Raw genomic sequence first — 21,313 nt, forward strand, 5'->3', positions numbered from 1 at the left:
GCCTTACTTTTTCTTGGATTTGGTAGCTGCTTTGGCCTGGCTGCTTTTGGCGGCGGCTTTGGTGGTGCTAGTGCGGGTGGCTTGAGCGGTCTTCTTACCAGGCAACATCAGCACAACGCTTTGTCCGGGCTTGAAGCTGGCTTTGACGCTGCTCAGTTTGTTCCATTGGGCTACGTTTTCGGCGCTTACTTTGTACTTGGTGGCAATGCTGCTGACGGTATCTTTCTTGCCCGCTTTGACGGTGACGCGGCGCAACACGATTTCGGGGGCAAAGCTCACTGCACCAGTGTCGGCAATGCGCTCGTTCACATCCCGGCCATTTTCTTTGCGGTGTACCAGCAAGGTGGAGCCGGTTTTGATGAGCATGCGTGGGGGGATGGTGTTGACTTGGCGCAGCTCCGATTCGCTCATGCCAACCATCTGGGCTGCATCTTTAGGGTGCAAGGTTTTGGGAGCCACCCAAGCAGTCCAAGTGGCCAGTTGGCCTTTGTAGTGGGCCAGATTTTTTTGGAAAATTTCCGCGTTGTCCCATGGCAACAAGATTTGCGGTGTACCAGCGGCCAAAATCACAGGGCGGCTCATGGATGGGTTGAGTGATTTGAAGTCATCCAAGGCTACATCAGCCAGCTTGGCTGCCAGCGTAACGTCTATGTCGCGGTGGATGGTCACGCTGTCAAAGTAGGGGTGGTTGGGTATGACAGGCACTTTGCTGCCGTACAAGTCGGGATCAAACACGATGTTTTTGACCGCTTGCAGCTTGGGCACGTACAGGCGTGTTTCAGCGGGCATGCGCAAGCTTTCGTAGTTGCCGGGTAGGCCTGCTTTGGTGTTGCGGGCGATGGCGCGCTGCACATTGCCTTCGCCCCAGTTGTAGGCGGCCAAAGCCAAGTGCCAGTCACCAAACATGGCGTACAGGCGTTGCAGGTAGTCCAACGCGGCACGGGTGGAGGCCAGCACATCGCGGCGGTCATCCCGGAAGATGTTTTGTTTGAGGTCAAAGTGCTTGCCAGTTGCAGGCATGAACTGCCACATACCAGCGGCTTTGGCGCTCGATACCGCTTGGGGGTTGAAAGCACTTTCGATGAAGGGCAGTAGTGCCAGCTCGGTGGGCATATTGCGCAGTTCCAGTTCCTCCACGATGTGGAACAGGTATTTGCGCGAGCGCTCGGTCATGCGCTCGATGTAGTCGGGCCGATTGGCATACCACTGTTCGCGGTCACGTACCAAATCATTGTCCAGCGTGGGCATGGCTGCACCACGCCGAATGCGCTCCCACAAGTCGCGGGGAGCAGACAGTTGCACGATAGAGCGAGAAGACGGTTCTGCCGTTTGCAATGGGCTGGGAGCAGCGGCATCGCTGCTGCTCGCCAAGTTGGGCATTGGCTCTGCGGGGGGGCTGGCTGTGCTTGCAGCACTGCTAGCTGTGGCACTGGGCGTGGGCACGCTGTTGGTGCTAGGCGCTGGGTTGGGTTTGGTGGTTTTGTTCAGGTCACGGCTGTCACGCAGGGTCAGCTTGTCGTTGCTGCTGGGCTTGGCGGGTGCCGGTTTGGTTGCTGGGGTGGGGGTTGTAGCCACGGGGGCTGGCTGGGTGGGCACGTCTAGCGGAACAGAGGTGCAGCCTGCAGCCAGCAAGGCCACGCTGAGGGTGAGAAGGGTGAAGCGGATCATTGAAATTGGTTCTTCCAGTGCCGGAGGGTGGCAAAAGCCCCGTGTTGCGTCACATAGTCAGCGTCGTACTGCCGCAGCGCTTGCACGATGTGCGGCTGCTGCCAGCGCAGGAAGGGGTTGATCCGCTTTTCCTGCGCGATGCTGGTGGGCAACGTGGGCTTTTCCAACGCTCTGAGTGTTTGACAGTCTTGTTGGTGGGCCATTATGTCCGGGTTGCCGGGCTCTACAGCTTGGGCAAAGCGGAGGTTGGAGAGAGTGTATTCATGGGCTGGATAAACCCGGGTAGCAGCGGGTAATGCGGCCAAGCGCTCCAGCGACTGCTGTAGCTGCGCGATGGTGCCATCAAATACCCGGCCACAGCCGGCGCTAAACAGGGCATCGCCGCAAAACAGCACGCCTTCTGGCAATGCTTGGGTGCTGTAGTAAGCCACGTGGCTGGCGGTATGGCCTGGCACACCCAGCACTTGCCATTGGTAGCCCAAAAGCTCAAGTACCATGCCATCGGCGACAGATTGGTAGGGGCAGTCCAAGGGCGTAGTGAAATGCGGGCAGTACACGCTAGCCCCCGTAGCTTGTTGCAAAGTGGGTACGCCGCCAGTGTGGTCGGCATGGTGGTGCGTCACTACAATCGCCCGCAACGCAAGGCCCAAGGTCTGCAAGGCGGTTTGCACAGGCTGCGCTTGCCCCGGATCGACCACCAGAGCGTCTTGCCCGTTGTGCATCAACCAGATGTAGTTGTCCGAGAAAGCATTCAGCGCAAGCAGTTCCATGAGCGGTCGAATTATAAATTTGCACGATTGGCTACAGACCCCCGCCGGACAGTACCTGTGCGCATGGGAAGCTCCGCTGTTGCAAGAGGCGGTGGCCGATGTGTTTGGCTACCACGCGCTGCAGTTGGGCAGTCCCAGCATACCGGTATTGCATGCCAACCGCATGCCGCACCGTTGGCAAGCGTGTGTGCACTGGCAAGGGGAAGATGTCATTGCCAGTGCCCGAACCCAAGGCGCACAAGTGGTTCTCGATTGCGGTGCCTTGCCTTTTCCAGGGCGCAGCTTGGATTTGGTGGTCATGCCCCACACACTGGAGACGGCACACGATCCCTATGCCATCTTGCGCGAAGTGGAGCGAGTGTTGGTGCCCGAGGGCAAGTTGGTGTTGTCGGGCCTGAACCCATGGAGTTTGTGGGGCCTGCAGCTGGGGGCAGCCTACCGCTGGCCTACTCCCAAAAGCGTCAATGCCGATCAGCTCGATGACGGACGCCCACACTGGTTGTCTTACCCTCGTTTGCGCGATTGGCTGCATTTGCTGGGGTTGGAGGTAGAGGTGGTGCACTGCGGGGCGTTTCGGCCTGCGTGTGCCAGTCAGGAGTGGTTGCACCGCTGGCGTTGGCTCGATGCCGTGGGGCGGCGTTGGTGGCCTGTGCTGGGTGCTGCCTATGTGCTGGTGGCGATCAAGCGGGTGCATGGCATGCGCTTGATAGAGCCCGCACGTACCAAGCGCTATGCCCGCAGCCGACCCATTGCCGTGGCCTCGCAGCGGGTGCGCCGCACCCCTGCGCATGAATACAAGGATGAGTGAATGGAAAAAGCCCTGACACGGGTGGTGGTCTACACCGATGGTGCCTGCAAGGGTAATCCCGGCCCCGGTGGCTGGGGGGCCTTGCTGCGTGCTGTCGATGGCACCGAAAAAGAGCTGTTTGGTGGCGAACGTGATACCACCAACAACCGCATGGAAATGATGGCAGTGATCCAAGCCTTGACGGCGCTGCGCCGCCCCTGTGCAGTGGAGTTGCATGTGGATAGCCAGTACGTGCTCAAAGGCATGACCGAATGGCTGCCGGGCTGGAAGGCCAAAGGTTGGGTGACGGCTGCTAAACAACCTGTCAAAAACGCCGATTTATGGCAGCAGCTCGATGCACTGGTCAATGGGCAAGGCCACCGCATTGAATGGCGTTGGGTTAAAGGCCACGCAGGCGACCCCGGTAACGAGCATGCCGATGCACTGGCCAACCGCGGGGTAGAGCTGGCTTTGGGGCGCTAGTGGCCCACCACGTAGTCGGCGCTGTGGTTCAGGTTGGCAAAGGCGTCAGGGCTATCGCTCTCTACCGTGGCCCAGACCATGGGTAGGCTGGCGTACCAGTCTTGCACGCGCCGTGTGCCTGCATGTAGCGCTGCATCCAGCGCATCGAGCACATCCAGACAGACCAAGCACACCAGTGGTTGTGGGCCCTGTGCGGTGCTGACAGCAGCAAGCCGTGTAGAGGCTGGTGCAGCACGCAGCGCTTGCTGCAAGCGGTACAGCGTGTGGGTTGGTAGGTGCAGCATGTCGCAGGGGCAAAACAGCAGCCACTCTAGGTTGGTTTGGCTTTGGGCCCAGCGCAGGCTGCTGAGCATGCCTGCCAAGGGGCCTGCTTGCAGGTGTTGGTGGTCACTCCAAACCGGGTAACCCAGTGTTTGGTAGCGTTCGATGTGGCGGTTGGCGTTGATGCCAAAGCGCTGCAGCAGCGTGCTATCGGTGGTGGGATCTGTTTGCTGTTGCAACTGCCCCAGTACGTGTTGCACCATGGGCTGCTGTTGGTAAAGAAGCCAACCCTTGTCACGTCCTCCAACGCGGCGACCTTGACCGCCCGCTAGTACCACGGCACAGGTGTTGTCTGTGTGGGGGAGTGCGCGGGTTGGCGCAGAGTGTTCAGCCACCGATGTAGCTCATTTCTATGCGGCGCAAGGGCTGGTCGACTACCGTATTCGGTATTTGGCCCAAGCTGCGCAGCTCGGAATAGCGGTCTTGCCGTTGCTGCCAGATAGTGGCAATGCGTGTTTGCAGCGTGGTGTCATCTACGCCATTGCGCAGCAGGCTGCGCAAATCGTGGCCTTGGTGGGCAAACAGGCACAGGTAAAGCTGTCCTTCGGTGGACAAGCGTGCACGCGTGCAGCTACGGCAAAAGGCTTGGCTCACGCTGCTGATAAAGCCCAACTCCCCTAAGCTGGGGTCTGCTCCCGTGCTGTTGGTGCGGCAGTAGCCCCAGCGGGTCGCGGTTTCGCCGCTCTGGCGTGGTAGTTCGGTCAGATGGAAGTGCTGCTGTAGCTGGGCCAGTAATTGCTCCGAGGGAACCACTTGCTTGGCTTGCCAGCCATTGGTGCTGCCAACGTCCATGTACTCAATAAAGCGCAGTGCCACGTTGTGCCCATGGAAGTAGCGTGCCATAGGCAGCACTTCATGGTCGTTCACACCGCGCTGCACCACCATGTTGATTTTGATGCGGCCAAACCCCGCCGACTGCGCAGTGGCTATGCCTTCAAGCACGCTGTGCACGGGAAAGTCCATGTCATTCATGCGGCGGAAAGTAGCGTCGTCTAGGCTGTCTAAGCTGACGGTGATCCGGGTCAGTCCCGCATCTTTGAGGGCACGTGCTTTTTGGGTCAGCAGGGAGCCATTGGTGGTCAGGGCCAAATCCAGTGGGTGACCATCTGGCGTGCGTAGCATCGCCAGTTGCTCGACCAAGCGTTCTATGTTTTTGCGCAGCAGGGGTTCACCGCCAGTAAGCCGTATCTTGCGTACACCCAAAGCCACGAATTGGCGTGCCAAGCGGGTGATTTCTTCAAAGCTGAGCAAAGCACTATGGGGCAGGTAAGGGTAGTCTTTGCCAAACACTGCCTTGGGCATGCAGTAGGCGCAGCGAAAGTTGCAGCGATCGGTCACGCTGATGCGCAAGTCATGCAGTGGGCGATTCAGTGTGTCCAGAAGCGGCAAAAACGGTTGCAAAGTAGAGGGCATGCCAGTATTGTGCGGTGACTGTGACAATACACCTTGTTATGCACAGATAAATCGGTGGAAATTGGGAGCCACCACACCAGATGTTTGAATCTCGCACGCTGTTTTGGATAGGTTGGTTTGCCACGGTACCTTTTGTTCACGCGCAGTCCGTGAGCGAGCTCGACTACTTATCTGATGTACCCGTGGTGCTGTCGGTGTCGCGCTTAAGCCAGCCTTTGCATGAGGCGCCGGGAGCGGTGACGATTCTGGATCAGGCTTTTATCCGTGCCAGTGGTGCCCGCAATGTGGCTGATTTGTTGCGTTTGGTGCCCGGTTTTCAGTCCACTACCTCATATGAAACCGATGTGTCCACCGCCGCGTACCATGGTCGGGTGGATGATTTCTCCAGCCGCATGCAGGTCTTGGTCAATGGCCGTTCGGTGTATTTTGGGAACCAAGACGGAACAGTTGGTCTGGGCTTGCAGCAGCTCGATGTGCAGGACATTGAGCGCATAGAGGTGCTGCGTGGCTCCAATTCTGCAAGCTACGGTGCACGGGCGTTTTTGGGGGTTATCAATATCGTGTCGCGTTCCTTGCGGCAGGGCCCCAGCAGCCGTGTGAGCTTACAAGCCGGCACCAATGGAGTGGCTGATAGCAGTGCCCGCATCACGTGGGGCGAAACCGATGCGGTGTACGAAGTGAGTTTCTCCAGTACCCAAGATGATGGCTTGCAAGGAGCATTTGGCAAAAACCAAAGCCGTCGCGTCAATATGGCGGCGCTTTGGGATTGGCAAGAGGCAGGGGAGTTGGAGTGGCGTTTGGGTGGTTTGCAACTCAGGGCTGGAACAGGTTCAACCGATGCCACGGAGTACGGCAATCCCGCCCGCTTTAGGGGTTACACCACAGGCTATACCCAAGTACGCTGGCAGCGGTCTTTGGATGCCAACCATGACATCGCCGTCGAGGCTTCCCATTCGGTTTACACACTCAATGATGCCTATACGTACGGGGATCCTTCGTCGATTTATTACGGTTGGTCGGTCGATAGTTCTTCGCTGGAAATTAACGATGCACTATCGGTGCAAAGCACCCAACGCCTTGGGCCTACGCAGCGCTTAGTGCTGGGTGCAGAGCTTCGCCAAGAGCGCGATGTCTCTGAATCCCTTTACAGCGCCAGCGGTGGACAAGTGTTGTCGCATTTCGAGCGCCTTTATTCCAACTGGGAATGGCACTTTCAGCCCGATTGGACTTTGAACGCTGGTGCACTGGCCGAGCGCAGTACTTTGGGGGGCGATTCCTTGTCTCCGCGGTTGATGGTCAATTGGCAGTTCATGCCTGCACAGACTGTGCGTGCAGGGGTGTCACAGGCTTTTCGCCCGCCCAGTGCTTTTGAGAAGTTTGGTGTTTTGCGGTTCTGGAATCCAAACCACACCAGTCAAACCATCACGTTTTCCCAAGCCGATGGCACGCTCGGCTCTGAGCGTTTGTTGGTGCAGGAGTTGGGGTACAACTTGGGCCGTTTGGGCAATGGCATCAGTGCCGATGTACGCTGGTTCCAAGAAAAAATCACTGACGGTATTCGCCACAACGGCCAAACGCCTGTCATTTATTTGGGTCTTGAGCGCTACAACATCCAAGGCCTTGAATACCAATTGGAATGGCGCCCCACCAGTGCAACGGCTTTGTTTCATGGCGCCTCTTGGATTGATATCAGTCAATTGCAGACCAATCGCAGCGACAAGACTTATCGGACTGTGTACAGCGCCCCTAAATTCTCGGCATCTTTGTTGGCGATGCATACCCTGCCTTCGGGCATGAGTGTGAGCATGGCTTACAACGTATGGCAGCAAATGACCTTGTTGTCTGCTAGCGATGAGCAGCCGTATTTCTCGGCTGAGCGCTGGGATGCCCGCATAGCCAAACCCTTTCAGTGGGGCCGCAACAAAGGTTCATGGCATTTGACGGGGCAGAACATTGGCCCGTCTTACCGCGATGGTGATAGGAAGTTTTACTTACTGCAGCAGTGGCTGTTGGGTATGACGGTGGAGTACTGACGATGCTGCGCCGTTTTTTCCTCCTGATTGCGCTCTTTGGAATGCTGCTTGTGAGTGCCAATGCTTTTGAAGTACTGGTGGTGCGTTCGGACAGGAATCCGGCTTATGCCGAAGCTTCGGATTTGTTGGTGGAGGAGTTGCTGCGCCGAGGGGTGTCCCGCAGCGATATTGGCTTGCAAACGGTAACGGAGTGGCAGCAAAACCGCTCAGTCTCTATGGGTGCCAAGGTTTGGCTTGCTGTAGGGTCAGATGCCTTATCGACTTTGTTGGCGGTGCCCAACCGCCCGCCTGTTGTGGCATCGATGTTGCCCAAATTGGCATATGACAGAACGCTGCGCGAGTGGGGGGGGCGTTCAGCAGGCGTTACTGCTGTGTATTTTGATCAACCATTGCCCCGTGTGCTAGCCGCAGCGCGTGCGGCCTATCCCGAGTCCAAACGAGTGGGGGTTTTGTGGGGCAATGAGTCGGTTCTTGTGTCTAATGCCTTTCAAACGGCGGCGCACGAGCAGGGCTTTGCGGTACGTTCAGCCCAAGTGTTTGCCAGCACCCAAATTTTTGCTGCATTGCAAAGCGTATTGGATGACACCCAATTGCTGATAGCGTTGGCCGATCCTTTGGTTTACAACGCCAGTTCTGTGAGCAATATTTTGCTAACCAGCTACCGTGTTGGTGTGCCTGTGTTGGCTTTTTCGCCAGCTTACGTCAGGGCTGGTGCGCTGTTGGCTTTGTACACAACCCCCAAGCAGCTAGCACCGCAAATTGTGGCCCAAGTCATGGGGGTGTTGTCCAGCAACTCTGTACCTGCCGCCCAATTCCCGCAAGATTTCACGATAGACGTCAATGACTACGTGGCCAAGTCCTTGGGTTTTGCTACCAGTGCTGCCGTTTTGACCGAGCGGGTCAAACGCATGGAGGCTATCAAGCCATGATGTTGTTTACCAGCATACGCCGCCGCATGCTGCTTGCAGCCTTGATGCCTGTGGTATTGGTGATTGTGGTCTTGTCCAGTGTGTTCTGGATGAACCGCATGAACGATTTGGACGCCACATTTTTGCAGCACGCACGTTTGATTGCACGCCAGGCCGCAGCATCTGGGGTGTATGGGGTATTTGCAGGCAATGTGGCGGTGTTGGGCGACATTGCTGCGGGTGCTGCCAAAGAGCCTGATGTGCGATCGGTGGCTATTTTCGATATCAATGGCAAAAAATTGGTCAGCGTCGGGCCGTTGACCTATTTGGATTTGGATCAAGCTCGCAGCGATGTGCAGGCCCATTTGGTGCACCAACGCAATTTGGAATTGTTGGTGGAACCGATTTCATCGGGCGCAGCCTTGCAAGACGATATGTACAGCACCATGACATTGTCCGATGGCAGTGTGGTGGAGCGGCCCTTGGGTTATGTGGTGCTAGAGGTCAGTCGCCAGCGGCTCATTACCAGCCAAAAGGACTTGCTGTTTTTGGCTTTGGGTGTGACCCTGTTGGGCATTGTGGTCGGTGGCATTTTGGCTTTGCAGTTGGGCGAGGGCGTCATGCGCCCTGTGATGCGCATTACGCGCATGATCGAACGTTTGGGCCAAGGGGATTTACGCCCAGCCCACGATGCGCGCGTCGATGACCCGTTGTACGACTTGCAAATCCGTTTGAACCAAATGGCGCAGCGTTTGGCATGGGGGCGCGAAGAGATGGAGTTTCGCGTTGCGACCGTTACCAATGAGTTGCGTCTCAAGAAAGAGGAAGCTGAATTGGCCACCTTGGCCAAAAGTCGGTTCTTGGCTGCAGCAAGCCACGATCTGCGCCAACCGACCCATGCTTTGGGCATGTTTGTTGCCCGCTTGGGGCAACTGTCATTGACCGACGAGGCGCGCCATGTGGTGCGCAATTTGGAAGCTTCGTTGTCGGCTATGCAGGACTTGCTAGACGGCTTGTTGGATTTGTCGCGTCTAGAAGCTGGGGCCGTACAGGCCCATGCCAAACCAGTTCCGTTGCAACTCATCTTTGATGATGTGCGCAAGTCATACGAAAACGTTGCGCAAGCCAAAGGTTTGCGTTTGCGTGTGGTCTCCAATAGCCATTGGGTGCAAACCGATCCGGTGCTGTTGAAGCAGATCGTGATGAATTTGGTTTCCAATGCCATTCGCTATACCGATACAGGGTCAGTCCTGCTAGGGGCGCGGCGTTTGGTCAAAGACAATGCTTTGCGGCTTGATGTTCTGGACACTGGCATAGGCATTGCCCCAGAGCACCAAGAGCGCATCTTCCAAGAGTTTTTCCAAATTGGGAACCAAGCGCGCGATCGCAATTTGGGCTTGGGCTTGGGCTTGAGTATCGTGCAGCGTACAGCCAGGTTATTGGGGCATGCTTTGGCAGTGCAGTCCAATTTGGGCCAAGGAACGCGCTTTTCTATCGTGTTGCCGCTGGCTGAACCTGTTGCTGCATCCATGGCGACGCTGCCCGTTGGCATGGCTGAAACCGATGTGGCAGGCATGCGCGTCTGGCTTATCGAGGACGATGATTTGGTGCGGCAGTCGGTCGCTGATTTGCTGCAATCTTGGGGGTGCGAGGTCTACGCATGCAGTGGTGGTCATGCTGCGCTGGCGCAACTGAATCAATGGCCAAGTCCGGATGTGATAGTCAGTGATTACCGTCTAGCCGATGGGATGGATGGGATTGAGACCATAGTGGCTGTGCGGGAGCATTTGGGTACATTGACCCCGGCTTGTTTGATCAGCGGGGATACCGATGCCGATCTGTTGGCCCGTGTCAAAGAAGGCGGCCTGACACTCTTGCACAAGCCAGTACGCCCGGCCAAGTTGCGCAGCTTCTTGAGACGACTGCGCGCTCAAGTACCGGACATTAGTTGAGCCCCATGTAGCCGCTGCGTGCAGCTGCCACCACGGCTTGGGTGCGGTTTTGCACGTCAAAGTGGCGCAAGATGGCGGCCACGTGGGATTTCACGGTTTCTTCTGAAATGAATAAACGCTCAGCGATGTCTTTGTTGGACAAGCCATCAAGCAATAGCTGCAATACCTTGATTTGGCGTTGGGTAAGGTTTTCTTGGTGGTCGCTGTTGAGCAGTTCTGGTGGCTCGTAAATGTCGCCTTGCAGTACGGTGCGTACCGCAGTCAACAGTTCGTCGCTCATGGATGATTTGCTGACAAATCCGGAGGCCCCGACTTGCAGCATCTGCCGTATTGCATGCGTGCTGTCTGTGCCAGAGATGACGATGATGGGCAGTTCAGGGTGTTCTTGCCCAAACACCTCCAAGGCTTGTAAACCATTCATGTCAGGCATGTGGTAGTCCAACAAGACCAAATCGATATCGGAGTGTTGTGCTGCTAAAGCGAAAGCCTGATCGCAGCGTTGGGCTTGGAGTACCTCAACGCTTTCATCTAGCCCTTTGAGCACTTGGTGCAGGCCTTCGCGCACCAGGGCATGATCATCGACAACGAGTATTTTCACAGGAAGACCAGTATGCATTAAACCGCTTAACACCCAGAACACTCTGGAGTGAATCGGTAGAATCAAGGAATTCCTTATTAAACCTTAATTGAGACCCCTATGTCACTGAATCTTGTTACTCCTGGCAGCAAAGTTCCCGAAGCATTCAATGTGATCATTGAAATCCCTATGAATGCCGATCCCGTCAAGTTCGAGGTGGATAAGGAGTCTGGTGCCTTGTTTGTGGATCGTTTCATGAGCACCGCCATGCATTACCCCACCAACTATGGGTATGTTCCCCAAACTTTGTCTGGAGATGGTGATCCAGTGGATGTGCTCGTGATCACGCCTTTCCCATTGCCTGCAGGCGTGGTGGTGCCTTGCCGTGCATTGGGTATTCTCAAAATGCAAGATGAAGCAGGCGAGGATGGCAAGTTGCTGGCCGTGCCCACAAGCAAAATTTTGCCGTTGTACGATGGCTACAAAAGCTATACCGATGTCAGCCCATTTCTCTTGAATTCCATAGTTCACTTCTTTGAACACTACAAAGATTTGGAAAAAGGAAAGTGGGTCAAGGTCACCGGTTGGGATGGTGTTGAAGCGGCGCACAAAGAAGTATTGGATGGTGTTGCCAATTACGCTAAAACCAAGGCTTAATTAGTTCTACACGTCTTGATCAAAGGAGGCTGCTATGGAGCAAGTCGCTGATGCCGCGCTGAATGCTACGGTGGACAATCTCAACCAGTACTTGGCATTCAAGTTGGGTACAGAAGAGTACGTCATCGACATTTTGCAAGTGCAAGAAATTCGCTCTTATGAGCAGCCCACCAAGATGGCCAATTCGCCGTCTTACATCAAGGGCGTTATTAACTTGCGTGGGGTCATTGTCCCCATTGTGGATTTGCGGCTCAAACTCAACCAAGCCCAAGTGGAGTACAACGACTTCACGGTGGTCATCATCCTTAAAGTGCGTTCTACGGTAGTGGGCGTGGTGGTGGATGGTGTCTCCGATGTGGTCAATATCGCGCCTAATACGATTCAACCAGCACCGCAATTCAATGCAGGGATTGAGGCGCGCTTTATCCGCGGCATTGCCCACCAAGGCCAGCGTGCGCTGATCGTGATGGATATGAATGCCTTGATGAGCAATGCCGAATTGGGCTTGGCGGCTGTGGGTTGAGGATGGCATTGAAGCTTTGCATTGCTCAACTCAATTACACCGTTGGTGACGTCGCTGGAAATACACAGGCCATAGCGCAAGCTGCGCGGCAGGCTTATGCACAAGGTGCCCGCTTGGTATTAACACCCGAGTTGGCTATTTGTGGCTATGCCGCTGAAGATTTGTTTTTACGCCCAGCGTTTGCCCAGGCCTGCGCTGAGGCTGTGCAGCAGTTGGCCGCGCAATTGGCCGATTTGAGCGACTTGGTACTCGTGGTAGGCCATCCGCAAGGCCACCACACCCACGGTAAATCGTGGTCCCAGTCCCAGCGGTACAACGCAGCCAGCGTCATTCAGGGTGGAAAAGTCTTGGCCAGCTACGCCAAGCGCTGCTTGCCCAATTACCAAGTGTTCGATGAGTGCCGTTACTTTGCGCCCGGTCAAGCGGTGTGCGTGGTAGATGTGCGGTGCGGCACGGAGTCTGTGCGCTTGGGGGTACTTATCTGCGAAGACCTGTGGTACGAGCATCCAGCCCAGGAAACCGCTGCCGCAGGCGCTGATTTGATCGTTTCGCTCAACGCTTCACCATTTCATGTGCACAAAGGGCAAGAGCGAGAGCAGCTGTTAGCGCAGCGTGCCCAGCAGACCGGTGTACCCATTGTTTACGCGCACTTGGTTGGCGGGCAAGATGAGTTGATTTTTGATGGCCAATCCTTGGCCGTGCAAGCCAATGGTGCATTGGCTTGCCGTGCCCCAGCTTTCCAGCCAGAGTTGGTCATGCTCGATTGCCAAGCCAGTGCACAAGGGTGGCAGTTGCAGGGTGCCGTGCACACTGCCCAGAGCGATTTGGAGCAGCTTTGGCATGCGCTGGTTTTGGGCGTGCGGGACTATGTCGGGAAGAACGGTTTTCCCGGCGCCTTGTTGGGCTTGTCTGGCGGTATCGATTCGGCGCTGGTGCTGGCCATAGCGGTGGACGCCCTAGGCGCAGACAAAGTACGGGCCGTCATGATGCCTTCGCCCTACACCGCAGACATCAGTTGCATTGACTCGCGCGATATGGTGCAGCGCCTTGGTGTTCGCTACGACGAGTATTCCATCGTGCCCCAAATGCAGGCCTTTGAGGCAATGCTCAAACCCGAATTTGCAGGGTTGCCTTTGGATGCCACGGAAGAAAATATCCAAGCGCGCATTCGTGGCACCATGTTGATGGCCTTGTCCAACAAATTTGGGGCTGTGGTGCTCACCACGGGCAACAAATCCGAAATGGCAACGGGTTATTGCACACTGTATGGCGATATGGCTGGTGGCTTTGCCGTCATCAAAGACGTGTGCAAAACCACGGTATTTGCCTTGGCCCGGTGGCGTAACGCGCACGACCCCTATGGGCGCTGTGCCAATCCCATTCCTGATCGCATCATCACCCGTCCGCCTAGTGCCGAGTTGCGTCCGGATCAGAAAGACCAAGACAGCTTGCCGTCCTACGATGTGCTCGATGCCATTATCAAGCGCTACATGGAAGAGAACGCCAGCATCGACGATTTAATGGCCGAGGGCTTTGACCCAGCGGATGTCGAGAAAGTCACGCGACTGATCAAACTCAATGAATACAAACGGCGCCAAGCCCCCGTTGGCATACGGGTAACCCACCGTAGCTTCGGCAAGGACTGGCGCTATCCTATTACCAATCGCTTCCGGGCCTGAGCCCGTTCTATTACCGCTATGAAACTGATTACTGCTGTTGTCAAACCGTTCAAACTCGATGCTGTGCGTGAAGCGCTGGCCAACTGTGGTGTGACTGGCTTGACAGTGACCGAAGTGAAGGGGTTTGGTCGTCAAAAAGGCCATACCGAGTTGTACCGTGGTGCTGAATACGTGGTCGATTTCTTGCCCAAAACCAAGATCGAAATCGTGGTGCAAGACGCAGACGTTGATCGCTGCATCGATGCCATCGTGACAGCGGCGCGTACCGGCAAGATTGGGGATGGCAAGATTTTTGTGCGCTCGGTCGAGCAAGTCATCCGTATCCGCACGGGCGAGCAAGGCGCAGAGGCCGTTTAAGCCCCTATCCCATTCAAGCAAATCGCTGCCACAGGGCAGCGAGCCAAATCCCCGCACACAGCAAAGAGGTGAGCAGCACGGCCGCGCTGCCCATGTCTTTGGCACGTTTGCTCAGGTCGTGCCACTCGGGGCCAATGCGGTCAATGCATGTCTCAACTGCGGTGTTGAGCAACTCCACCACCATCAGCAAGACGATGCTGCCTGCCAAGGCGGCTACTTCCAACCAATTGCGGCCCAGCCAAAAGGCCGAAGGCACCAGCACGATAGCCAACATGGCTTCTTGGCGGAATGCCGTTTCTTTCCAGCCCGCGCGCAAGCCTGCCAGTGAATAGCCAAACGCATACCAAACGCGCAGCAAGCCTGTGCGGGACTTTTGCAGATTGGTGTGCGGTGTAGGGGGTGTGGATGGGGGATTGGGGGGCAATGAACTCATGTCAAACGGCTTAAAGGTTGCGAATGCACCAAGCGGGAACCAGCCCATGCATCGTGCCAAAACTGGCCTTGGGGATGAAAGCGGCTGAGTATGGCCCAAATGGCTATCCACCCTAGTACCAACACCAAAGACTGCAGTGAGCTTAGGCCCATCATCCAGTCCACCACCAAGGCGGGCATGAACCACACCCAGGACAGCACATAGCGCACCAGTGCGCGTGTTTGGCTCAAAGCCTGGCCGTGGCGATCAACCACCCGAATATTCCAAGTCTTCATGGCCAAGGTTTGGCCATGTGCCCAAAACCAGACAAAGTAAATACCCAGCACGATGAACAGGAACCACTGCAAGGCGGTGCGGTTTTCCAGTGCATGGCGACTTTGGCTCAGCGTGCTAAAGAGATAGCCTGCCAGAAAAACAACCCCAAACAGCAATACCCCCTCATACAGCCAGCAGGCCATGCGGCGGCGCAAACTGGGTGTCGTCCAAGAGGCGTTGCTGGTGCTAGAAAAAGTGGTTTGCTGGGAAGCTGGCATGGCCGCCGCATTGTAGGGGTGGGCAATGCCCGCCAGTTGCCTCAGGTCAAGGTTTGCTGCTCAAGGCTGGCGACGCAGCGGCAACAGGGTGCGGGGATCTATGCGCGGATCAGCAGGGATATTGCGGGTGCCGCCGGATTTTTTGGGGGCGACTGCTGGCAGGTTATCTGCCGCTGTGGGTTTGACGACCAATGCCGCACCTTTGGGTTTTTTGGGGGCTTGCTCTGCCAGTGCTTTTTTGGCATCGGCATCCAAGGCTTGGTAGGCCTGCCACTGCGCTAGGCGTTGCTCGGGGGTGATTTTTTGTGTCTGGGCAAAGTTCAGGCGTGCTTGGTCACGGTCTTTGTTGGACAGGGCCGCCCATTCCTGCATGCGGTCTTGCAGTTTGTCTTTGTCTGCGCTGGCAAGCTGGTGGAAGTTTTTGGCCAAGGCGACCCACTTGCGGCGGTGGCTGTCAGCCATTTTGTTCCAGTTTTGCTTGAGCGGACGCAGGGCTTCTTGCTGGGCGCTGGTGAGTTCATGCCACTGCGGTGCAGCAATGACCGCAGGCAGTGCGGTTACAGGGGCTGGGGCAGGTGCTGTCGGAGGCAGCGGCTCCAGCGCATCGGGGGCGGGGGGGGCATCGGCTAGCTGGGCAAAGGCAAGGGTAGCTACAGCATGCAACGCCACGGCTAGCAGGGTGTTGCGTAGCGTGGTGTTGGGTGCTGTAGAACTAAACCGAGGTGCGTGCATGAACCGATAGTATGGCGGCGCTTATTGTGACTGATTGTTACGCAGAAATTGGGCAAAACCGGGGTCAGTATAGGCACTGGGGGGCAATTCACCAGTCAGGATTTGGGTGTCCACATCGGCTACTTCTTGGGCGTAGTCGTCGGCCTTCCATTGGTCCATGGCCACCCAGGTGGCCATGAGCAGCAAAAACGCAGCAGTGGCACCCATGGGGCGTAGCCAACGCCATAAACCGCTGGGGCCACCCGTCAAGGTCAGGCTGGCAGAGGCACCATTGGCTTGTGCTTGCCAGTTTTGGGCCGCCACCAAGCTCTGGCGGCGTTTTTCCAGTGCCAAGCTGCGGGCTGCTTTGAGGCGTTGGCTGATGTCATGCGGTAGCTGCTCCGCGCCGTGGTTGAGGTGACGCACCACAGCATGCGCCAAGGCATCGGCGGCCTGTTGCTCGGTAGGGGTGACAGAGAGGGTTTGCAGGTGCTGTGTCGTCATAGTGAGATGCCTTTCGCTTTCAGGGCGGCAGCCAGTGCTTTGACAGCACGGAAACAGTGCGTTTTGACGCTGCCTTCTGAGCAACCCATCGCCGCCGCTGTCTCTGCCACATCCATATCCTCCCAGTAACGCAGCAGGAATGCTTCCCGTTGACGCTCTGGCAAATCTTGTAACTCTTTTTCTATCGCAAGCAAGGTTTGTTCCCGTTCTAACCTATTTTCGCTGCTTTCGCCAATTTCACCCGCTTCTTGGGAGCTGAGCATCTCCAACACATCGAAGTCATCGGAGGAGTCGTCACCCTCAAAATCGCTCATGTTGGTGAACAAGGCCGAACGGGCCTTGTTGCGGCGGAACCAGTCGAGGGTGGTGTTGGAGAGGATGCGCTGGAACAGCATGGGCCACTCATCCGGGCCTTTGTGGCTGTAGTGTTCAGCCAGCTTGATCATGCTGTCTTGTACGATGTCCAGCGCCGCTTCATCGTCACGCACATGGTAGAGCGCGCGCTTGAAGGCCCGCGCCTCCACGCTTTTCAGAAAATCTGACAGCTCTTTTTCGGTTGCCAAGTGCGATTGGGGTTTAGGGTCAAAACGGCGCGGATTATGGCATCTTGCCAGTTCTGCTGTTTTTTAGCGCCCGCGCAGGAAGAGGGCGTCGAGTTCGCGCATGCTCAATTGCCGCCAAGTGGGCCGACCGTGGTTGCACTGGTCGGAGCGCTCGGTTTCTTCCATCTGGCGCAAGAGTGCATTCATTTCTTCCAATGTCAGACGTCTGTTGGCCCGCACTGCGCCGTGGCAGGCCATGGTGGCCAAAATTTCATGCTGGGCGCGCTCGATGATGGTGCTGGCATCGTGTTGCGCCAGCTCGGCCAGCACGCTGCGCGCCAACTCCACGGCATCGCCTTGGTTCAGGGCGGTGGGCACGGCGCGCACGGCCAGTGTTTTGGGCGAGAAGGGACTCACCTCCAAGCCCAGCGTGCGCAGCGTGTCGGCATGGGCTTCGGCGGTAGCCACCTCTTGGGGGGTGGCGGCAAACGTTGCTGGGATAAGCAGCGGCTGGCTGGGCAGTGGGTGCGGTGTGCCGTCGGGTGCGCTGGGGGCCAGCTGGGTTTTGAGGCGCTCGTAGACGATGCGTTCATGCGCTGCGTGCATGTCCACCACGATCAGCCCTTGGCGGTTCTCCGCCAGGATGTACACCCCGTGCACCTGGGCCAGCGCCCGGCCCAAGGGCCAGTCGCCTTCTGGTAAGGGGGCGCTAGGCCACGGTGTGGCAGCCAAATTGCTGTTGACCAATGCCGCAGCGCCAGAGTCCCCCACGCTGGTGTTGACCGTGCCGGGGGAGGGCATGGCGGCTGTTGCTGCGGCGGCAGTCACTGCAGCCGCATTCCACGCGGGCAGATTTTCTTGTGCTGGTTTTGCTATCAATTCGATAGCTGCTTGAGCACGGTACATGGGCTCTGCAGGCCAATTTGCTTGGTAATCACCCAGTGGTGCGCTGCCGCTATTGGGCAGCGCAGCGGATGTTGCTGCGCTGCCCAGCGCAGAATGGCCTGGGGGCTGGGTGCCCGCCCGTGGCACGGCCAGTGCACTTTCCAGCGCGTGGCGTATGGCTTGGTGGATTTCGCGGCTGTCGCGAAAGCGCACCTCTATCTTGGTGGGGTGCACGTTCACGTCCACACGCTCGGGTTGCACCGCCACAAACAGGGCATACACCGGCTGGCGCTGGCCGTGCAGCACGTCTTCGTAAGCGCTGCGGGCCGCATGGGTGATGACCTTGTCGCGCACAAAGCGCCCATTCACATAGCCAAACTGCTGGTCGGCGCGGCTGCGGGCAGCATCGGGCACGCCTGCGTGGCCCCACACGCGCACGAGGGGCTGGCCGTCTTCGCTGCGGTGGTTGCTATGCCAGTTGACCCGCACGCTGTTTCGCACAAAGTCGGCGCCCAGCACATCGGCCAAACGGCGCTCCAGCGCTTGCAGCGTGGCATCGTCGCTGGGAGGGGCATCTGCAGCTGCGTTGTCTAGATCAGGCGTGCAGCGCCGCCATTGCTCTACCAGCTTGCCCTCGTGCCAGATGGCAAAACCCACATCCGGGCGGGCCAGGGCGTGGCGGCGCACACTGTCGATGCAGTGCGCCAGCTCGGTGCTGTCACTTTTGAGGAATTTGCGCCGCGCCGGGGTGCTGAAAAACAGCTCTTTCACCTCCACCGTGGTGCCATGGGCGCGGGCGGCAGGGCGCAACTCGCCACTGCCCCCGTCGAGCAAAAAAGCCTCGGCCTGTCCCGCCGGGCGCGAGACGATGGCGCACTCGGCAATCGAGTTGATAGCGGCCAAGGCTTCCCCCCGAAACCCCATGGTAGCCACACTCTCCAGCTCGTGCAGATTGCTGATCTTGCTGGTGGCGTGGCGTTTGAAGGCCAGCGGCAAGTCGGCTGGCGCTATGCCGCAGCCGTCGTCTTCCACGCTGATCAGGCGTACGCCACCCGCGAGCAAGCGCACCGTGATCTGCGTGGCCCCCGAGTCCAAAGCGTTGTCCACCAGCTCGCGCACCACGCTGGCCGGGCGCTCCACCACTTCACCAGCGGCGATCTGGCTGATCAGCTCATCGGGCAGTTCACGGATGGCGCGTTGGGGCTGGGTGGGGTGCTGGCTGGGCGAGGGTGCTGAGGAAAGAGCGGCGGACATGGCGGGGCATTGTAGGGTGCAGGGATAATGCCCGCCCATGGAACTGCTGACCTTTCTCATCGACTTCATCTTGCACGTGGACGTTCACCTGCAGAACTTCGTCACCGCCTACGGCGCATGGGTCTACGCCCTGCTGTTTGTGGTGATTTTTGTGGAAACGGGTGTGGTGGTCATGCCCTTTTTGCCCGGCGATTCGCTGCTCTTTGTGGTGGGGGCGCTGTGCGGCGCAGGGCTCATGAGTTACCCCGTGGCAGTGGGCTTGCTGCTGCTGGCCGCCGTGCTGGGCGACCAGTGCAACTACAGCATAGGGCGCTACTTCGGGCCCAAGGTGTTCCAGTGGGAGCAAAGCCGGTTTTTCAATAAAGCGGCTTTCGACAAAGCGCACGCTTTTTACGAAACCTACGGCGGCTTTACCATCATTGCGGCGCGTTTCATGCCCTTTTTGCGCACCTTTGTGCCCTTTGTCGGCGGCGTGGCGCACATGAACCGTGCCAAGTTCACGCTGTTCAACGTCATTGGCGCTTGCCTGTGGGTGGTGGGCATTTGCACGGCGGGCTACTTCTTGGGCAGCTTCCCCTGGGTGAAGGCGAATTTGGACAAAATCATTTGGGCCATGATTCTGGTGCCCGGCCTCATCGTCTTGGTGGGCGCTTGGCGCGGGCGCGCCAAGGCCTGATCACTGTTGGTTCACATACCCATCCAGCGGCTGAGCGCGGCCACCACGGCTGCGCACAGCACCACTGCATACAAGGGTGCACCGCGCCAAGCCAGCAGCAATGCGCTGGCAACGCCCAGCACGCGGGCGTGTCCGGCGTAAGCGCCGTCTTGCAGCAAGGTGGCGCTCAGGCCCAAGCCTGCCAGCAAGAGCAAAGACAAGGTCTGCAAATACTGCTGTAAGCGCGGGTAACGGGCCAAACGCCCCCCCAGTTGCACGCCCAGCAGGCGCAGGCCAAAGGTGCCAGCGGCCAAACCGCCGGTGGCCAACAGCAGTTGGGTGGTGGAGAGAGAATGTGTCATAGCTTCCATTCAGTGGGGTTGTGCAGCCCGTTGTGGGCGCAGCACGGCAATCACCAAAGCCAGCATGAGGGAGGGAAAGGCGGCGTCCAAGCCCCAGCGCTGCGAGTCACCCAGCGCGTTGCCCAGAGCCACGCCCAGCAGGCATGCCATGTTCCAGCTCACATACAAGGCTAGGCCGCAGAGCCAAAAGCCTAGTCTTTGTTGGGCGGGCGTGGGCTGCTGCAAGGCAATGGCCACCGACTCGTCCGTCACCCAGTGCGCGCCCAGCCAGCGCTGCCAACGCGGCCCCTGCAGCAGGGGCGACACGGCCGAGCTGTACAGCAGCAAGCGGCTGTTGAGCGTGAGGCCCGCCAGCACGGCAGCCACCCAGCCGCCACCTGCCAGCAGCACCCCCATGAGGGCAAATTGCGCCCCGCCACCAAACGCCAAACTGGACTGCAGCAGCACATACCACCACGGCAACCCTGCTGCGCTGGCAATGGCGCCGTACGACAACCCCACCAACGCACAGGCCAAGCACACCAAGGCCACGCTGTGGATGGCTGAGCCATTCAGGCTTGCCAAGCGGTGGGCCTGTTCGCGATAAATCGTTTGAAATAATGAACGCATGTTCGGTATGATTTGCCATCCATGGCTGTTTGTCAATATGAACGATTGTTCTTTTTGAAAAACGATTGCCATTCCTTGCAAGCGTAGCCACTGGAGCTTGTTCATGACCTCTGCTGCCAATCACCCGAATTCCCCCAACCCTATCGCCACCATCGCCCAAGCCCTCAAGCGCGAGCGCGAGCGGGCAGGGCTGTCGCTGTCCGAGTTGGCACGCCAAGCGGGTATTGCCAAATCCACGCTCTCGCAGCTGGAGGCCGGGCAGGGCAATCCATCGATTGAAAGTTTGTGGAGTGTGGCCTTGGCGCTGGATGTGCCCTTTAGCCGCTTGCTAGAACCCACCAAGGCCAGTGTGCATGTGGTGCGCGCCCACGAGGGCATGACCGTGAACTCTGCCGATGCACCCTACCAAGTGACGCTGCTCAGCACCAGCCCGCCGCTGGCACGGCGCGATGTGTACCGCATACAGTTTGAGCCCGGACAAGCCAGCCGCCAAGCCGCAGCACACGCCAAAGGCACCATAGAACACGTCATCGTGATGCAAGGCCGCGCCCGCGTGGGCCCCGTGGGCAACGAAGTAGAGCTGGCACCGGGCGACTACGCTGCTTTTGCCGCTGACGAAGCCCACGTCTACCACGCACTGGAGCCCAGCACCTCGGCGGTGGTGATACTGGAGTACGTGTAGCCCTCTGAGGGCCTG

At 57.9% G+C, this 21,313-nt stretch carries 24 protein-coding genes; 11 read left to right on the forward strand and 13 right to left on the reverse strand.

Annotated elements, in window-relative coordinates; all coding sequences use genetic code 11:
- Positions 1-3: 3 nt before the first annotated feature.
- Positions 4-1,668 carry a transglycosylase SLT domain-containing protein gene (locus KIK84_RS00355; RefSeq protein WP_214121002.1) on the reverse strand — a complete coding sequence of 555 codons (1,665 nt, stop codon included), beginning with the start codon at positions 1,666-1,668 and terminating at the stop codon, positions 4-6.
- Positions 1,665-2,438, reverse strand: coding sequence for a hydroxyacylglutathione hydrolase (gloB, locus tag KIK84_RS00360; protein WP_214121003.1), 774 nt, complete (start codon positions 2,436-2,438; stop codon positions 1,665-1,667). Before gloB ends, KIK84_RS00355 begins: the two co-directional genes overlap by 4 nt.
- Here gloB and KIK84_RS00365 point away from each other — a divergent pair.
- The gene (locus KIK84_RS00365; RefSeq protein ID WP_214121004.1) at positions 2,437-3,246 is read left to right on the forward strand and encodes a class I SAM-dependent methyltransferase; all 810 of its coding nucleotides are present in this window, start codon (positions 2,437-2,439) and stop codon (positions 3,244-3,246) included. The genes gloB and KIK84_RS00365 overlap by 2 nt on opposite strands.
- Before the next feature lie 12 nt (positions 3,247-3,258).
- Positions 3,259-3,708: a ribonuclease HI gene (gene rnhA / locus KIK84_RS00370; protein ID WP_214121550.1), complete on the forward strand. Its 450-nt coding sequence runs from the start codon at positions 3,259-3,261 to the stop codon at positions 3,706-3,708.
- Here rnhA and mobA read toward each other — a convergent pair.
- Positions 3,705-4,364: a molybdenum cofactor guanylyltransferase MobA gene (gene mobA, locus KIK84_RS00375; RefSeq protein WP_214121005.1), complete on the reverse strand. Its 660-nt coding sequence runs from the start codon at positions 4,362-4,364 to the stop codon at positions 3,705-3,707. The two genes, rnhA and mobA, sit on opposite strands and share 4 nt — an antisense overlap.
- Positions 4,357-5,442: a GTP 3',8-cyclase MoaA gene (moaA, locus tag KIK84_RS00380; protein ID WP_214121006.1), complete on the reverse strand. Its 1,086-nt coding sequence runs from the start codon at positions 5,440-5,442 to the stop codon at positions 4,357-4,359. The genes mobA and moaA overlap by 8 nt, the downstream gene beginning before the upstream one ends.
- A gap of 80 nt (positions 5,443-5,522) precedes the next feature.
- Here moaA and KIK84_RS00385 point away from each other — a divergent pair, with 80 nt between their 5' ends.
- From KIK84_RS00385 to KIK84_RS00395, 3 genes are read left to right on the forward strand one after another with little or no spacing between them, the layout of a single operon-like run.
- Positions 5,523-7,475 (forward strand): TonB-dependent receptor plug domain-containing protein, encoded by a 1,953-nt coding sequence (locus tag KIK84_RS00385; protein ID WP_214121007.1) that lies wholly within the window; start codon positions 5,523-5,525, stop codon positions 7,473-7,475.
- 2 nt (positions 7,476-7,477) lie between these two features.
- Positions 7,478-8,404 carry an ABC transporter substrate-binding protein gene (locus KIK84_RS00390; protein WP_214121008.1) on the forward strand — a complete coding sequence of 309 codons (927 nt, stop codon included), beginning with the start codon at positions 7,478-7,480 and terminating at the stop codon, positions 8,402-8,404.
- Positions 8,401-10,335 carry a hybrid sensor histidine kinase/response regulator gene (locus KIK84_RS00395; protein WP_214121009.1) on the forward strand — a complete coding sequence of 645 codons (1,935 nt, stop codon included), beginning with the start codon at positions 8,401-8,403 and terminating at the stop codon, positions 10,333-10,335. The genes KIK84_RS00390 and KIK84_RS00395 overlap by 4 nt, the downstream gene beginning before the upstream one ends.
- Here KIK84_RS00395 and KIK84_RS00400 read toward each other — a convergent pair.
- A complete protein-coding gene (locus KIK84_RS00400) occupies positions 10,328-10,933 on the reverse strand; it encodes a response regulator transcription factor (protein WP_349815885.1) in 606 nt (201 codons plus the stop codon). The two genes, KIK84_RS00395 and KIK84_RS00400, sit on opposite strands and share 8 nt — an antisense overlap.
- Positions 10,934-11,032: 99 nt before the next feature.
- Between KIK84_RS00400 and ppa the strand changes: the two genes are divergently transcribed.
- Genes ppa through KIK84_RS00420 form a run of 4 tightly spaced genes read left to right on the forward strand, consistent with a single transcriptional unit; the run spans position 11,033 to position 14,128 of the window.
- The gene (gene ppa / locus KIK84_RS00405) at positions 11,033-11,569 is read left to right on the forward strand and encodes an inorganic diphosphatase (RefSeq protein ID WP_214121011.1); all 537 of its coding nucleotides are present in this window, start codon (positions 11,033-11,035) and stop codon (positions 11,567-11,569) included.
- Between the two features lie 34 nt (positions 11,570-11,603).
- Positions 11,604-12,092: a chemotaxis protein CheW gene (locus tag KIK84_RS00410; RefSeq protein ID WP_214121012.1), complete on the forward strand. Its 489-nt coding sequence runs from the start codon at positions 11,604-11,606 to the stop codon at positions 12,090-12,092.
- Positions 12,093-12,094: 2 nt separating this feature from the next.
- The gene (locus KIK84_RS00415) at positions 12,095-13,771 is read left to right on the forward strand and encodes an NAD+ synthase (RefSeq protein ID WP_214121013.1); all 1,677 of its coding nucleotides are present in this window, start codon (positions 12,095-12,097) and stop codon (positions 13,769-13,771) included.
- Between the two features lie 18 nt (positions 13,772-13,789).
- The gene (locus KIK84_RS00420) at positions 13,790-14,128 is read left to right on the forward strand and encodes a P-II family nitrogen regulator (protein WP_214121014.1); all 339 of its coding nucleotides are present in this window, start codon (positions 13,790-13,792) and stop codon (positions 14,126-14,128) included.
- Between the two features lie 13 nt (positions 14,129-14,141).
- On the opposite strand, the gene KIK84_RS00425 is transcribed toward KIK84_RS00420, so the two are convergent.
- The 6 genes from KIK84_RS00425 to mutL all read right to left on the reverse strand — a co-directional run bounded on the left by KIK84_RS00425 (position 14,142) and on the right by mutL (position 18,990).
- Positions 14,142-14,561 carry a diacylglycerol kinase gene (locus KIK84_RS00425; RefSeq protein WP_214121015.1) on the reverse strand — a complete coding sequence of 140 codons (420 nt, stop codon included), beginning with the start codon at positions 14,559-14,561 and terminating at the stop codon, positions 14,142-14,144.
- The gene (locus KIK84_RS00430; protein ID WP_250207711.1) at positions 14,558-15,019 is read right to left on the reverse strand and encodes an RDD family protein; all 462 of its coding nucleotides are present in this window, start codon (positions 15,017-15,019) and stop codon (positions 14,558-14,560) included. The genes KIK84_RS00425 and KIK84_RS00430 overlap by 4 nt, the downstream gene beginning before the upstream one ends.
- Positions 15,020-15,154: 135 nt before the next feature.
- Complete coding sequence (locus tag KIK84_RS00435) at positions 15,155-15,826, reverse strand: DUF3106 domain-containing protein (RefSeq protein ID WP_214121017.1); 672 nt, start codon at positions 15,824-15,826, stop codon at positions 15,155-15,157.
- Between the two features lie 21 nt (positions 15,827-15,847).
- Positions 15,848-16,309 carry a DUF3619 family protein gene (locus tag KIK84_RS00440; protein ID WP_214121018.1) on the reverse strand — a complete coding sequence of 154 codons (462 nt, stop codon included), beginning with the start codon at positions 16,307-16,309 and terminating at the stop codon, positions 15,848-15,850.
- Positions 16,306-16,872 carry an RNA polymerase sigma factor gene (locus KIK84_RS00445; RefSeq protein WP_214121019.1) on the reverse strand — a complete coding sequence of 189 codons (567 nt, stop codon included), beginning with the start codon at positions 16,870-16,872 and terminating at the stop codon, positions 16,306-16,308. The genes KIK84_RS00440 and KIK84_RS00445 overlap by 4 nt, the downstream gene beginning before the upstream one ends.
- A gap of 63 nt (positions 16,873-16,935) precedes the next feature.
- The gene (gene mutL / locus KIK84_RS00450; protein WP_214121020.1) at positions 16,936-18,990 is read right to left on the reverse strand and encodes a DNA mismatch repair endonuclease MutL; all 2,055 of its coding nucleotides are present in this window, start codon (positions 18,988-18,990) and stop codon (positions 16,936-16,938) included.
- 37 nt (positions 18,991-19,027) lie between these two features.
- Here mutL and KIK84_RS00455 point away from each other — a divergent pair, with 37 nt between their 5' ends.
- Complete coding sequence (locus tag KIK84_RS00455) at positions 19,028-19,666, forward strand: DedA family protein (RefSeq protein WP_214121021.1); 639 nt, start codon at positions 19,028-19,030, stop codon at positions 19,664-19,666.
- 11 nt (positions 19,667-19,677) lie between these two features.
- On the opposite strand, the gene KIK84_RS00460 is transcribed toward KIK84_RS00455, so the two are convergent.
- Together KIK84_RS00460 and KIK84_RS00465 are read right to left on the reverse strand one after the other, a co-directional pair.
- A complete protein-coding gene (locus KIK84_RS00460) occupies positions 19,678-20,007 on the reverse strand; it encodes an AzlD domain-containing protein (RefSeq protein WP_214121022.1) in 330 nt (109 codons plus the stop codon).
- A 9-nt stretch (positions 20,008-20,016) separates the two neighbouring features.
- Entirely contained in the window at positions 20,017-20,616 is a 600-nt protein-coding gene (locus KIK84_RS00465) for an AzlC family ABC transporter permease (RefSeq protein WP_214121023.1), read from the reverse strand.
- 103 nt (positions 20,617-20,719) lie between these two features.
- On the opposite strand from KIK84_RS00465, the gene KIK84_RS00470 reads away from it, so the two are divergent.
- A complete protein-coding gene (locus tag KIK84_RS00470; RefSeq protein WP_214121024.1) occupies positions 20,720-21,298 on the forward strand; it encodes a helix-turn-helix domain-containing protein in 579 nt (192 codons plus the stop codon).
- Positions 21,299-21,313 lie beyond the last annotated feature (15 nt).

The sequence above is a fragment of the Curvibacter sp. CHRR-16 genome (genome assembly GCF_018474005.1).
Taxonomy (GTDB): domain Bacteria; phylum Pseudomonadota; class Gammaproteobacteria; order Burkholderiales; family Burkholderiaceae_C; genus Allorhodoferax.